Here is a 13,025-nt window from a genome sequence, read left to right as displayed (position 1 = left end):
GCTTACGAATCCGCCTTCGCCGGTGCGGCCGGCTTCGCGGTGCTCGCGAGCGGCGCGGACGGCTCGTCGCCGCCCGTCATCGGGACCATGTGCGGCTTCACCTGCTCGCCGGGGCGCACGCGCTGCGTGCCGTTCACGATCACGCGATCGCCGGCGGCGAGACCGCTGACGATCACGCGCCGGTTGCCGTGCTGCATCCCCGGCTGCACTTCGCGATACGACACGCGGCCCTGCTGGTCGACGACGAACACGAACTTCTTGTCCTGGTCGGTGTTGATCGCCGCGTCGTCGACGAGCAGCGCCTCGTGCGGCGCGCTGCCGCCCACCTTCACGCGCGCATAGAGGCCCGGGACGAGCGTGCCGTCCGCGTTGTCGAAGCGTGCGCGCACGCGGATCGTGCCGGACGACGTGTCGAGCCGGTTGTCGACCGAATCGATCTCGCCGCTGCGCGAGTAGCCGGTTTCGTTGGCAAGGCCGAGCTCGACCGGCACCTTGCGGCCGCTGCGCGCGCCGTTGATGTATTGCAGGTAGGTCTGCTCGTCCGCGTCGAACGATGCGTAGATCGGCGACACCGACACCAGCGTCGTCAGCGGCGCGGCCGATGCGCCGGCCGACACGACGTTGCCAAGCGTGATTTCCGCGCGCGACACGCGGCCCGATACCGGCGCGGTGATGCGCGTATAGCCGAGGTTGATGCGTGCCGTTTCCAGCGCGGCTTCGGCAGCCTTCAGGTTCGCGCTCGCTTCGCGTGCCGCGTTCTGCTTTTCGTCGTAGTCGCGCTTCGCGATCGCGTTGTCGCCGATCAGCCGCTGCGCGCGCTGCCAGTCCGTCTGCGCGTAGCCGTTGCGTGCCTGCGCGGCCGCGAGCTGCGCGGCCGCGCGGTCGACTTCCGCCTGATACGGGCGCGGGTCGATCACGAACAGGACGTCGCCCTTCTTCACGAGCGCGCCGTCCTTGAAGTTCACCGCGACGATCGTGCCCGACACCTGCGGGCGCACGTCGACTTTCTCGACCGCTTCGAGACGGCCCGAGTAGCTTTGCCAGTCGGTCACGGTCTGCGGCACGACGGTCGCGACGTCGACTTCGGGCAGCGGCGCCGCCGCTTTTTCGGGTGCGTTCGCGTTGACGCGCATCGCGCCGAACGTGCCGAGGCCGACGACGGCGAGCGTGACGATCGCCGCGGTCGCGATTCGGGAACGGGTGGTGCGTAGGATGGCCATGTGGATCTCCAGTAAGCGTGGATTGGTCTGGTTATTCGGAACGGTTCGGCTGGCGCGCCTGGAAGCGGCACTGGAAGAAGCGCACGGCTTCCTCGAACGCGGCTTCGTGCGTGGCGAGCGCGGCGTGCGTGATGTCCGGATAGCGGATCACCTGCGTGAGCACACCCGACGAAATCAGGCAGCCCGCATATTTCTCCGCTTCGACGTGCAGCACGTCGTTCTGCGCGGTGACGACGAGCGTCGGCGGCAGCCCCGCGAGGCGCACCGATTCGATCGGCGCCGCGTACGGGTGCATCCGCTGCGCCGCCTGCGGCAAGTACGCGCGATAGCAGGCCGCGCATTCGCGCGCGGTGATGTCGGACGCGAGGCGCTCGGCGTCGCCGATGCGCGTCATGCTCGGGTCGAGCATCGGCCCGAACAGCGCCTGCGCGACGATCGACACTTCGCCGCGGTCGCGTGCGATGAAGGCCAGGCAGTTCGCGAGCTGGCCGCCCGCGTCGTGCCCGGCGACCCCGATCTTCTTCGGATTGCCGCCGAACGCGCGGGCGCGCGTCGCGGCCCAGACGGCGGCGCGATACGCATCCTCCGGCGCGGCCGGAAAAGGAAAGGCCGGCGCGAGCGAATAATCGACCGACACTACGAGAGCTGGTAAGCGTTCTGCTAAAAAGCGCGCGGCGAAGTCCGCGTCTTCGAGCGAACCGCGGACGAAGCCGCCGCCGTGGAAATAAAGCACTACTGGCAACCCGGTCTTGTCCGGGCGGCGGTAGAGGCGCAGCACGATGTCCTGTGCGTAGCCGGGAATTTCGACTTCGGCCACCGTCAGTGCCGCGCCCGCCATGGCTTGCGCGGGCAATGCGGCTTTCAGGAATTTGCTGAATTCAGAAGCGTCCATGACGATGCAGCATCCATTTCGAGATGGAACGAATTCTGGGTCCGGCAGACATTGGGATAAATGCCTATAATCCGGCAACACAATTCAACGCCCCCGAACAATCCGAGGCTGCGTTTACCCACGAGGTAGCGCAGCCTTGTCGTTCGCGGGCTCATTAGATTGCGGAGGTTGTGATGGACCGGCTTCAGGCCATGCAGGTGTTTACTCGCGTCGTCGATACAAGCAGCTTCACCAAGGCAGCAGAAACGCTCGGCTTGCCGCGAGCGTCCGTCACGACGATCATCCAGAATCTCGAAGCATTCCTCGGCGTACGGCTGATGCACCGGACCACGCGCCGGCTCTCCCTCACGCCGGACGGCGCCGCCTACTACGAACGTTGCGTGCGGATCCTCGCGGACGTCGAGGAAACCGAAGCAAGCTTCCAGGCCAACAACCGGAAGCCGCACGGAAAGTTGCGTATCGACATGCCGGGCTCGATCGGGCGGCTGCTCGTGATTCCGTCGCTGTGCGAGTTTCATACGCGCTATCCGGACATCGACCTGCAACTCGGCCTGTCCGATCGGCCGGTCGACCTGCTGCAGGAAGGCGTCGACTGCGTGATCCGCGTCGGGGCGCTGCAGGATTCGTCGCTCGTCGCACGCCGCGTCGGCCTGTTCGAATGCGTGACGGTCGCATCGCCCGACTATCTCGAGCGCCACGGCGAGCCGCAGACGATCGACGACCTGAGCCAGCACAAGGCCGTCAACTACTTCTCGAGCCGCACCGGCCGCACGATCGACTGGACGTTCCTGATCGAAGGCAAGGAAGTCGAGATGAAGATGGAGGGCATCGTGTCGGTGAACGACGCGGATGCGTACGTGACGTGCGGAATCGAGGGCTTCGGCCTGATCCAGCCGCCGCTGTTCATGGTGCTGCCGCACCTGCGCGAGGGCCGGCTCAAGGAAGTCCTGCCCGGCGTCAAGCCGCTGCCGATGCCGATCTCGGTCGTGTATCCGCACAGCCGTCATCTGTCGCCGAAGGTGCGCGTGTTCGTCGACTGGATTGCCGAAGTGTTCGACCGGTGCCCGCTGTTGAGCGGCAAGGGCAGCCTCGACGCGACGTGCAGCAAGCGCACGTTCGAGGAAGCCGAGCGCGCGCCGGTGCTCGATACGCCGGTCATCAACGAGTGGGTCGCGTAATCGACCGACCTCCACGCGCGGGCCGCAGCGCCCGCGCGCCATCCTGCCTGAGCGCGGCCTGGGCACGCCTTTCGCGCGCGGCGCCGCGATCCTTCCCGAATCCGCAGTAAATCCTTGCGCGGTGTGCGGCAATCGACCGCGTGCGTCGTTGCGTGTCGTTGCGCGTCGCCGCCGCCCCTCCCTGCGAAGCCCGTGCCGCGGAACTCCCGGCCATTTCCGCATAACCCTGCCGGCGGTGCGGATGGCGATTGTTCCACTGACACGACAATTCAATTCGCGCCTGCTGCATTTATCGCGACGGAACGGCAACCTAGAGTAAACCCTGTCGCGCACCTCGTTGCGCATCGAACAGATCCCGCCCGCGGGACCGGAGTCAGCGCTCAGGCGCGCGCTCCGACATCTCCAGGAGTTACGCCATGAACCGCCGCCATCTTCTCTCGGCCCTTGCGCTCACGCTCGCCGTGTCCGCACCGGCCTTCGCCGATTCGGACACCCCGCACGCCGGCAACTACGGCAACACGTCGTGGTACACGCAGCACAACGGCCCGCGTACGCGCGCCGAAGTGAGCGCGGAAGTCGAGCAGGCACGCAAGGACGGCACGCTCGCGTACCTGCGCAAGGCGACTTCGTATCCGCAAGGGCTCGAACTCGCGCAAGGCCCGTATCGCCCGACACCGGAAGGCAACCAGCTCGCCGGCGCGGGCCGGTAAACGCGTGACGCCGCGCAGCGGATTGCCCCGTGCGCGGCGTCCCGGATCACCTCGTCGACAACTTGCCGAGTCAGTCAGTTAGTTGCAGGAGTACATGATGAACGACCCACTTCCTTCGCCGCTCGATCACTGGGACGACACGACTCCGGTGTGGACGCCGTTCCGTTCGGCCCCGCAATCGCATTGACCGCCGGCTGAATCATCGTCCGGCCGTCAACGGCGCGGCACGCCGTCGCGCCATTCGCCCCAGTGCGTGACGATGTCCTGAACCAGCGGATTGCCCGCGCGGTACAGGTTTTCGGTCGCCGGGGCGAAACCGCCCTGGTCCGCGTAGTTCAGCAGGTTGTCGGCGCTCGTCTGCCCCGCGTACGGCCGATCGAAATCGGACCCCGTGCGCAGCACGGCCACGCGCGACAGGTCGACCCGCTTCACGCTCGCCGCGCGCTTGAGCGCTTCGTACGTCGCGTTGTCTTCCTGCGCGGTCATGCAGTAGGTGCCCTTGCCGTCCGTCAGGATCTTGGTCCACTGGCGTGCGCGCTCGCCGATCAGCGTGCCCGAGAACCACGTGTTGCCCGATGACGTGTCGCACTGGATCACCGTCGGCGGCCGGTTCGCCGGCGCATACGTGAACTTCGCACGCGCGGCCTGCGCCTGCGCGCTGTCTGCCAGCACGACGTTGCGCGACAGCGCGTAGGCGGCATCGGTCAGTTGCGGGTTGAGCTGGAACACTTCGGTGCGATAGTCGAGCGGCGGCTTGTCGTTCGGGCTCTTCGTGTTGATGCCGAGATACCCGGTGTTCCAGCCGGCCGGAATCTCGCGCGCATCGAGTTCCCACTGCAGGCTGAAATCGACGAGGTATTTCGACCACGCGGCCGATCCGACCGTACCTTGCGCGGGGTCGACGCCCGCGATGCCCGAGACCAGGAAATACGTGCGGCGCAAATCGAAGCGTTGCGAGAACGTGAGCGCCATGATCGTCGCCGACGCATTCGCATAGCCCATGCCGGTCGTGACCACGCACACGTCCTGCTTGTTGCAGTGGACGGCCGGATAGTCGGGCGACAGGCCGGGCACGGCGATGTCGCGCCACGGGCCGAGCCGGTCGAGCCACGCCTGGCCCTCCGGCCCGAACATCGTGATGATCATGACCTTGACCGGGCGGCCATGCGAGCCGGTCTCGGCGAATGCCGCGTTGCCGGCATCGTTGCCCTGGTTGTCCTGCGCGATCGACGGCGCGGTCGCACAGGCGGCAAGCGAGAATGCGGCGGCGGAAAGAATGGAGCGAGTCAGCATCGGCGTTCCTTGTTTCGGTGACGTTGGGTGAGAACGGCTGTCGGAGACTGCGCGACGAGTATAGAACGGGCGTACGCGATGCGGAACCCGACTACGAAACGGCCGGCGATGTTTCGTGCGAACGGATGCGTGTTGCGTGACGGAAAATCGCGCGTTCGTCGCGGCGTCGAAAAACATCAGGAATGCTATCGGGTTCGTCGCCGCGTGCGACGTCGGCTGCTTCGCGCCGCGCTACACGCGCATCAGCCCAGCCACGCCGTAACCGAGCACGACGAGTGCGGCGACTACATGGCTCGCGGCGAGCCACCCCGGCGATTTCACGAAGCGCCCGATCGCGCTGCCGCCGAACGCGAACACGAGCTGCCCCGCCAGGCTACCCGCAAACACGCACGCGGCGCCGAACAACCAGTGCCGATGCGCACCGGCGGCAGCCGTCGCATAGCCGTAGAACAACAGAATGGTCAGCGGGTTCGCGAGCGTGACGAAGAACATCGACATGAACGGGCGATCGCCCGGAGGCGGCGCTCCGTCGCCGTCGAGCGAGCGGCGCCGGTCACGCAGCGCCTCCCACGGCATCCGCGCGCCCATCGCGAGCAACACGAGCGCACCGACCATACGGAACAGCGCCAGATGCGACGCAAGCGTGTTCGCGAGCATCGCACCGATCGTGAACGCGACGATTGCATAGCAGCCATCGGCGGCGGCTACCCCGATCGCCGCGCGCACGCCGGTCGCCGTGCCGGCGCGCATGCCGTAATTCGCGATCATCAGCGCGACGGGCCCGACTGACAGCGCGATCGTCAGCCCGAACAGGAAGTCGCTCATCGGTCGTCCAGCGCATCAATTCAATACCATCGATGGAAGACATCGATTCCAGCGACGTCGAAACGATTCGGTGTGTGAATCGGCACTCAGGCGACGTCGACGCGTGCGGGCCCGTCCACCATCTCGCCGATCACGGCCGCGCGGTCGAACCCGTCGGCACGGAAGCACGCGAGCACGTCGTCGACCGCTTCCGGCGCGCACGCCACCAGCAACCCGCCCGAGGTCTGCGGATCGGTCAGCAGCGCCTGCGCGACGGGCGGCAGCCCGTCGGCGAGCCGCACATCGGCGCCGTACGCGGCCCAGTTGCGGCCCGACGCGCCGGTGAACACCCCATCGGCCACGAACGCCTCGACGCCCGCGAGCCACGGCAGCGACGCATAGTGCACGCGCGCGGTGAGCTGCGCGCCGCGCGCCAGTTCGAGCGTATGGCCGAGCAGCCCGAAGCCCGTGACGTCGGTCAGCGCATGCACGCCCGGCAGCGCGGCGAGCTCGGCGCCCGGCCGGTTCAGCTTGGTGGTGGTCGCGACCATTTGCGCGTAACCGTCGGCATCGAGCTGATTCTTCTTCAGCGCGGCCGACAACACGCCGACGCCGAGCGGCTTGCCGAGCACGAGCACGTCGCCCGCGCGCGCGGCCGCGTTGCGCTTCACGCGCGACGGATGCACGACGCCGATCGCCGCGAGCCCGTAGATCGGCTCGACCGAATCGATCGAATGGCCGCCCGCGACCGGAATGCCGGCATCCGCGCACACCGATTCGCCGCCGCGCAGCACGGCGGCGATCGTCTCGTGCGGCAGCACGTTGATCGGCATGCCGACCAGCGCAAGGGCGAGGATCGGCTTGCCGCCCATCGCGTAGACGTCGGACAGCGCGTTGGTGGCCGCGATGCGGCCGAAGTCGAACGGATCGTCGACGATCGGCATGAAGAAATCGGTGGTCGCGACGATCGCCTGCTCGTCGTTGAGCCGGTAGACGGCCGCGTCGTCGGAGGTTTCGGTGCCGACCAGCAGGTCAGGGAACAGCGCGGGCGGCGTCGCGCGCTTGAGCAGCTCGGACAGCACGCCCGGCGCGATCTTGCAGCCGCAGCCGCCCCCGTGCGACAGGCTCGTGAGGCGCGGAACGGCAGGCTGGGCTTGAGTGGCTTCGGTCATCGTCGGCATCCGGTAAATACGGTGAATAACAACGCTCCATTATCGACAATTCCGCGCGAGCGCGCCCGATACCCACATAATTGACGGCCCTTGCCGGCTCCCGCCCTTGCTCGCTTCCTCATTGATCGATGGATCACCTCTTCGTCGCCCTCGTGCTGTGCTCGGCTCTGCTGCACGCGATCTGGAACGCGTTCCTCCACGTCAGCGAAGACCGGTTGGTGCAACTCGGCACGATGTCGCTGCCGTATCTCGCGTTCGGCATCGCCGGCGCCGTGCTGCTGCCCGCGCCGGCGCCCGCCGCATGGCCGTACGTCGCCGCGTCCGCGGTGCTCGAGGTCGCGTACTGCTTCACGCTCGCGCGCGCATACCGCAACGGCGAATTCGGGCAGATCTATCCGATCGCGCGCGGGATGTCGCCGCTGCTGGTGTCGGTGCTCGCGTTCGCCGTGCTGCACGAACGACCGACGCCGCTCGGCTTCGCGGGCATCGCACTCGTATCGTTCGGGATCATGTCGCTCGCGCTGCGGCGCGGCTTCAGGTTCTCCGGAGAAGGCGTGCCGTACGCGTTGCTCACGGGCGTGTTCATCGCCGCGTATTCGCTCTGCGACGGCATCGGCTCGCGCGTGTCCGGCAGCGCGCTCGGCTACATCGCATGGGTGTACCTGCTGTGGAGCGTGCCGCAGCTCGTGCTCGTCTGCGCATGGCGCGGCGGCCCGCGCGCGGTGCTCGGCTCGCGCACCGCCCTTGCGCAGGGCGCGATCGCCGGCACGATCTCGCTTGCCGCGTACGGGATCGTGATCCTCGCGTACCGGCACCTGCCGGTCGCGACCGTGTCGGCGCTGCGCGAAACGAGCTCGATCTTCGCGGTCGCGATCGGCTGGTTCGCGATGCGCGAGCGGCCTGGTCCGCAGCGGCTCGTCGCATGCGCGCTGGTGGTGACGGGCGCGGCGTTGATCCGGCTGTAACGCCCGCACCGGGCCCATAGCCGGTGCCGGCCTTCACGACCGATTCCGCGAGATGCCCTCTCCGCGCCGCTGCGCCTTGCAATATTGCCCGCCGCTCTTGCCCGAGGGGAAGCCGCATGAACCGGTTTGCGACTCCCGTTCAACGACGCGGAAGCAGGCGGGCTGGCAGCGCGCGAAAAACACGCGCCTCGTTGCGGAGCGTATCGAGCTTCGACGGAATCGCAACGAGTCGATATCGCCGTGCTCGCACGTCACGCCACCGCAACGGCCCCGCCGAACGCCCGCTCGTCGATCGCCTCGGCCAGCGTCGCGAACGCCGTCGCGATCTCGTCCTCCGGCACGCACGCGTAGCCGAGCAGCAAGCCCGACGCCGCGCGCTCGCGGTGCGCATAGTAGCCGGACAACGGCCGCACGACGATGTTGCGCTCGAGCGCGGCCTGCGCGACGGCTCGATCGTCGGCACCGTCCGGCAGCCGTGTGACGAGATGCAGCCCCGCGTCGCTGCCGAGCGCGTGCAGCGTATCGCCGTAGCGGCGCGCGACCGCGTCGAGCAGCACCTCGCGGCGTTGTCCGTACAGCGTGCGCATCTTGCGGATATGCGACACGAAGTGCCCTTCCGCGATGAATTCGGCGAGCACGGCCTGCTGCAGCAACTGGCCTTCGCGATACAGCTCGGCGCTCGCGGTCGCGAAACTCTCCGCGAGCGGCTCCGGCGCGACCAGATAGCCGACCCGCAGCCCCGGGAACAGCGTCTTGCCGAAACTCCCGACGTAGATCACCTGCCCGGCCGTGTCGAGCCCCTGCAGCGACGCGAGCGGCCGGCTGCCGTAGCGGAATTCGCTGTCGTAGTCGTCCTCGATGATCCAGCAGCCGTGCTGGCGCGCGTATTCGAGCAACATCCGGCGGCGCGCGAGGCTCATCACCATCCCGAGCGGATACTGATGCGACGGCGTGACGAGCATCAGCTTCGGCGGCGCGGCGAGATCGGCGGCCGACGGCGCGATGCCTTCGTCGTCGACCGGAATCGGCCGCGTGGTGAGCCCCGACACGTTCAGCACGCTGCGCACGCCCCAATAGCACGGATCCTCGGTCCAGATCGCATCGCCCGGATCGGTCAGCAGCCGCACCGCGAGGTCGATCGACTGGTGGATGCCGGTCGTGATCACGATCTGCTCGGGCGTGCAGCGCACCGAGCGCGACGTGCGCAGGTAGTCGGCCAGCGCCTCGCGCAGCAGCGCGAGGCCGCCGCCGGGCGCATAGGTCAGCAGGTCCGGGCGCAAGCGCCGCCAGTACTTGTTGTGCAGCCGCGTCCATACGCGCGCCGGAAATCGCGACACATCGGGCACGCCCGGCATGAACGCGCCGCCCTGACGCTTCGACACGCCGGCGCCTTCGACGAGCCGCGTGCCGCGCGCGGACAGGCGCCGCACGGACGGCGTCACGACGGCCGGCCCGGCCGCCGCGTCGGGGGGCGCGCCGACGATCTCGTCCGGCGCGCTGTCGGCGACGAACGTGCCGCGACCCGTCGCCGAGTGCACATAGCCTTCGAGCACAAGCTGTTCGTATACCTGCGTGACCGTGTTGCGCGCGATCCCGAGCTCGGCGGCCAGCAGCCGCGACGACGGCACGCGCGTGCCGGCCGGCAGTTCGCGCGACAGGATCGCCTGTTGCAGCAGCCGGTGAAGCTGGCGGTAGATCGGCTGTTCGCCGCCGCGCACGAGGCGCTGCGCCAGCCAGTCCGACAACACGCTTGCGCGCATGATTGGCTCCTGAATATTTATTGAAATGGCTCTGATTGCCGGAGCCAAATGTGATTATAGTCGCGTCCATGGGCTGCCAAGGCGCCCGATTTTCTACCCACCGGACCGAACATCAAGGAGATGACCGTGAAGAATGCCGACCTGCAGGCCCGCAAGAACGCCGCCACCCCGCGCGGCGTCGGCGTGATGTGCGATTTCTACGCAGCCCGCGCCGAGAACGCGGAGCTGTGGGATGTCGAAGGCCGCCGCTTCATCGATTTCGCCGCCGGCATCGCGGTGCTGAACACGGGCCACCGCCACCCGAAGATCGTCAAGGCGATCGCGGATCAGTTGAACAGCTTCACGCACACCGCTTACCAGATCGTCCCGTACGCGTCGTACGTCGAGCTGGCGGAAAAGATCAACGCACGCGCGCCGGGCGACTTCCCGAAGAAGACGGCGTTCTTCACGACCGGCGCCGAAGCCGTCGAAAACGCGATCAAGATCGCGCGTGCGGCGACCGGCCGTCCGGGCGTCATCGCATTCTCGGGCGGCTTCCACGGCCGCACGATGATGGGCATGGCGCTGACCGGCAAGGTCGCCCCGTACAAGCTGAACTTCGGCCCGTTCCCGGGCGACGTGTTCCACGCGCCGTACCCGAACGCGCTGCACGGCGTGACGACGGCCGACTCGATCAAGGCGATCGAGATGCTGTTCAAGGCCGACATCGATCCGAAGCGCGTCGCCGCGATCATCTTCGAACCGGTCCAGGGCGAAGGCGGCTTCAACCCGGCGCCGGCCGAGTTCGTGCGCGCGCTGCGCAAGATCTGTAACGAACACGGCATTCTGCTGATCGCCGACGAAGTGCAGACGGGCTTCGCGCGCACCGGCAAGCTGTTCGCGATGCAGCACTACGACGTGCTGGCCGACCTGATCACGATGGCGAAGAGCCTTGCCGGCGGCATGCCGCTGTCGGGCGTCGTCGGCCGTGCGGACGTGATGGACGCGGCCGCGCCCGGCGGCCTCGGCGGCACCTACGCGGGCAACCCGCTGGCCGTCGCGTCGGCGCACGCGGTGCTCGAGATCATCGACGAAGAGAAGCTGTGCGAGCGCGCGACGCAGCTCGGCGACGTGCTGAAGGCGAAGCTGAATGCGCTGCAGGCGGACGTGCCGCAGATCGCCGACGTGCGCGGCCCGGGCGCGATGATCGCGGTCGAATTCCTGAAGCCGGGTTCGGGCGAGCCGGATGCCGAGTTCACGAAGCGCGTGCAGGCGCGTGCGCTCGAGCGCGGGCTGCTGCTGCTCGTGTGCGGCGTGTACTCGAACGTCGTGCGCTTCCTGTTCCCGCTGACGATCCCGCAAGCCGTGTTCGACGAAGCGCTCGCGATCCTCGAGGAAGTGCTGAAGGAAACGGTCGGCGTGCCGGCCTGAGCGCCCGCCCCCGACTGAATGCGCCGCCGCCGTCGTGAAGACGGCGGCGGCCGTTTGCATCCGTCCTTTTCAAAGCAGGTGATTCATATGAGCACGGTTCAGGAAACCCTGGCACTGAAAGATCCGTCGCTGTTCCGCCAAGAGGCGTACGTCAACGGCGAATGGCAACGCGCAACGAACGGCGAGACGTTCGACGTCCGCAACCCGGCGACGGGTGGCCTGCTCGGCACCGTGCCGGCGATGGGCGCGGCGGAAACGCGTCACGCGATCGACGCCGCGAATGCCGCATGGCCGGCGTGGCGCAAGAAGACCGCGAAGGAACGCGCGGTCATCCTGCGCAAGTGGCACGACCTGATGATGGAGAACGCCGACGACCTCGCGCTGATCCTCACCACCGAGCAGGGCAAGTCGCTGGCCGAAGCGAAGGGCGAGATCGGCTACGCGGCATCGTTCCTCGAGTGGTTCGCGGAAGAGGGCAAGCGCGTGTACGGCGACACGATCCCGACGCCGGCGAGCGACAAGCGCATCGTCGTGACGAAGGAAGCGATCGGCGTGTGCGCGGCGATCACGCCGTGGAACTTCCCGGCGGCGATGATCACCCGCAAGGTCGGCCCGGCGCTCGCGGCAGGCTGCCCGATCGTCGTGAAGCCGGCCGAGGCGACGCCGTTCTCCGCGCTTGCGATGGCCGTGCTGGCCGAGCGCGCGGGCGTGCCGGCGGGCGTGTTCAGCGTCGTCACGGGCGACCCGAAGGCGATCGGCGGCGAACTGACGTCGAACCCGATCGTGCGCAAGCTGTCGTTCACGGGCTCGACGCCGGTCGGCCGCCTGTTGATGGCGCAGTGCGCGGCGACGGTCAAGAAGGTGTCGCTGGAGCTCGGCGGCAACGCGCCGTTCATCGTGTTCGACGACGCCGACCTCGACGCGGCCGTGCAGGGGGCGATCGCGTCGAAGTACCGCAACAGCGGCCAGACCTGCGTGTGCACGAACCGCTTCTACGTGCATGAAGCCGTGTACGACCAGTTCGCGCAGAAGCTCGCGGCGGCCGTCGGCCAGTTGAAGGTCGGCCGCGGCACGGAGCCGGGCGTCACGCAAGGCCCGCTGATCAACGAAGCAGCCGTGCTGAAGGTCGAGGCGCACATCGAGGACGCGCTCGCGAAGGGCGCGACCGTCGTGACGGGCGGCAAGCGTCACGCGCTCGGTCACGGCTTCTTCGAGCCGACGGTGCTGACCGGCGTCACGCCGGCGATGAAGGTCGCGAAGGAAGAGACGTTCGGGCCGCTCGCGCCGCTGTTCAAGTTCGGCAGCGACGACGAGGTGATCCGCCTCGCGAACGACACCGAATTCGGCCTCGCCGCGTACTTCTACAGCCGCGACATCGGCCGCGTGTGGAAGGTCGCCGAAGCGCTCGAATACGGGATGGTCGGCGTGAACACGGGCCTGATCTCGAACGAAGTCGCGCCGTTCGGCGGCGTGAAGCAGTCGGGCCTCGGCCGCGAAGGTTCGCACTACGGCATCGACGACTACGTCGTGATCAAGTACCTCTGCCTGGCCGTCTGACGGTTCCGGGCCTGGCGCGCGAGCGGCAGGCCCCGGCCGCCCGGCCGGAACCGGGCGGTCACGA

Annotated in this window: 11 protein-coding genes; 5 read left to right on the top strand and 6 right to left on the bottom strand. The window is 67.9% G+C overall.

Going from position 1 to position 13,025, the window contains the following annotated elements:
* Nucleotides 1–2: 2 nt before the first annotated feature.
* A complete protein-coding gene (gene ceoA / locus WT24_RS10010) occupies nt 3–1,220 on the bottom strand; it encodes a multidrug efflux RND transporter periplasmic adaptor subunit CeoA (RefSeq protein ID WP_060033142.1) in 1,218 nt (405 codons plus the stop codon).
* Nucleotides 1,221–1,251: 31 nt separating this feature from the next.
* Nucleotides 1,252–2,112 carry an alpha/beta hydrolase gene (locus tag WT24_RS10005; protein ID WP_034206051.1) on the bottom strand — a complete coding sequence of 287 codons (861 nt, stop codon included), beginning with the start codon at nt 2,110–2,112 and terminating at the stop codon, nt 1,252–1,254.
* 173 nt (nt 2,113–2,285) lie between these two features.
* On the opposite strand from WT24_RS10005, the gene ceoR reads away from it, so the two are divergent.
* Together ceoR and WT24_RS09995 are read left to right on the top strand one after the other, a co-directional pair.
* Nucleotides 2,286–3,290 carry a putative multidrug efflux transcriptional regulator CeoR gene (ceoR, locus tag WT24_RS10000; RefSeq protein WP_059499392.1) on the top strand — a complete coding sequence of 335 codons (1,005 nt, stop codon included), beginning with the start codon at nt 2,286–2,288 and terminating at the stop codon, nt 3,288–3,290.
* Between the two features lie 416 nt (nt 3,291–3,706).
* Nucleotides 3,707–4,000, top strand: a complete 294-nt coding sequence (locus tag WT24_RS09995; RefSeq protein ID WP_060033139.1) for a DUF4148 domain-containing protein — start codon at nt 3,707–3,709, stop codon at nt 3,998–4,000.
* A gap of 213 nt (nt 4,001–4,213) precedes the next feature.
* Here the strand turns inward: WT24_RS09995 and WT24_RS09990 are convergent, their stop codons facing one another.
* The 3 genes from WT24_RS09990 to selD form a co-directional block, all read right to left on the bottom strand.
* Complete coding sequence (locus tag WT24_RS09990) at nt 4,214–5,293, bottom strand: purine nucleoside permease (RefSeq protein ID WP_059499394.1); 1,080 nt, start codon at nt 5,291–5,293, stop codon at nt 4,214–4,216.
* 231 nt (nt 5,294–5,524) lie between these two features.
* Nucleotides 5,525–6,118: a LysE family translocator gene (locus WT24_RS09985; RefSeq protein ID WP_060033137.1), complete on the bottom strand. Its 594-nt coding sequence runs from the start codon at nt 6,116–6,118 to the stop codon at nt 5,525–5,527.
* Nucleotides 6,119–6,204: 86 nt separating this feature from the next.
* On the bottom strand, nt 6,205–7,269 hold the full coding sequence (gene selD / locus WT24_RS09980) for a selenide, water dikinase SelD (protein ID WP_082742150.1): 1,065 nt from the start codon (nt 7,267–7,269) through the stop codon (nt 6,205–6,207).
* A gap of 128 nt (nt 7,270–7,397) precedes the next feature.
* Between selD and WT24_RS09975 the strand changes: the two genes are divergently transcribed.
* Entirely contained in the window at nt 7,398–8,234 is an 837-nt protein-coding gene (locus tag WT24_RS09975) for a DMT family transporter (protein WP_060033131.1), read from the top strand.
* Between the two features lie 251 nt (nt 8,235–8,485).
* Here WT24_RS09975 and WT24_RS09970 read toward each other — a convergent pair whose 3' ends face one another.
* A complete protein-coding gene (locus WT24_RS09970; protein ID WP_060033128.1) occupies nt 8,486–9,994 on the bottom strand; it encodes a PLP-dependent aminotransferase family protein in 1,509 nt (502 codons plus the stop codon).
* Nucleotides 9,995–10,120: 126 nt separating this feature from the next.
* Between WT24_RS09970 and WT24_RS09965 the strand changes: the two genes are divergently transcribed.
* Together WT24_RS09965 and gabD are read left to right on the top strand one after the other, a co-directional pair.
* Nucleotides 10,121–11,404 carry a 4-aminobutyrate--2-oxoglutarate transaminase gene (locus WT24_RS09965; protein ID WP_095211605.1) on the top strand — a complete coding sequence of 428 codons (1,284 nt, stop codon included), beginning with the start codon at nt 10,121–10,123 and terminating at the stop codon, nt 11,402–11,404.
* A gap of 87 nt (nt 11,405–11,491) precedes the next feature.
* On the top strand, nt 11,492–12,961 hold the full coding sequence (gabD, locus tag WT24_RS09960; RefSeq protein WP_060033125.1) for an NADP-dependent succinate-semialdehyde dehydrogenase: 1,470 nt from the start codon (nt 11,492–11,494) through the stop codon (nt 12,959–12,961).
* The last annotated feature ends 64 nt before the right edge of the window (nt 12,962–13,025 follow it).

This window comes from Burkholderia sp. MSMB1078WGS (assembly GCF_001528895.1).
Classification (GTDB): domain Bacteria; phylum Pseudomonadota; class Gammaproteobacteria; order Burkholderiales; family Burkholderiaceae; genus Burkholderia.
The sequence above is the reverse complement of the archived record's forward strand: the minus strand, read 5'-3'. Positions and strand labels throughout refer to the sequence as shown.

What these genes read in the sequence shown, in the direction of transcription:
- ceoA (WP_060033142.1), bottom strand. Translation starts at nt 1,220, where the DNA reads ATGGCCATCCTACGCACCACCCGTTCCCGAATCGCGACCGCGGCGATC.
- WT24_RS10005 (WP_034206051.1), bottom strand. Translation starts at nt 2,112, where the DNA reads ATGGACGCTTCTGAATTCAGCAAATTCCTGAAAGCCGCATTGCCCGCG.
- ceoR (WP_059499392.1), top strand. Translation starts at nt 2,286, where the DNA reads ATGGACCGGCTTCAGGCCATGCAGGTGTTTACTCGCGTCGTCGATACA.
- WT24_RS09995 (WP_060033139.1), top strand. Translation starts at nt 3,707, where the DNA reads ATGAACCGCCGCCATCTTCTCTCGGCCCTTGCGCTCACGCTCGCCGTG.
- WT24_RS09990 (WP_059499394.1), bottom strand. Translation starts at nt 5,293, where the DNA reads ATGCTGACTCGCTCCATTCTTTCCGCCGCCGCATTCTCGCTTGCCGCC.
- WT24_RS09985 (WP_060033137.1), bottom strand. Translation starts at nt 6,118, where the DNA reads ATGAGCGACTTCCTGTTCGGGCTGACGATCGCGCTGTCAGTCGGGCCC.
- selD (WP_082742150.1), bottom strand. Translation starts at nt 7,269, where the DNA reads ATGACCGAAGCCACTCAAGCCCAGCCTGCCGTTCCGCGCCTCACGAGC.
- WT24_RS09975 (WP_060033131.1), top strand. Translation starts at nt 7,398, where the DNA reads ATGGATCACCTCTTCGTCGCCCTCGTGCTGTGCTCGGCTCTGCTGCAC.
- WT24_RS09970 (WP_060033128.1), bottom strand. Translation starts at nt 9,994, where the DNA reads ATGCGCGCAAGCGTGTTGTCGGACTGGCTGGCGCAGCGCCTCGTGCGC.
- gabD (WP_060033125.1), top strand. Translation starts at nt 11,492, where the DNA reads ATGAGCACGGTTCAGGAAACCCTGGCACTGAAAGATCCGTCGCTGTTC.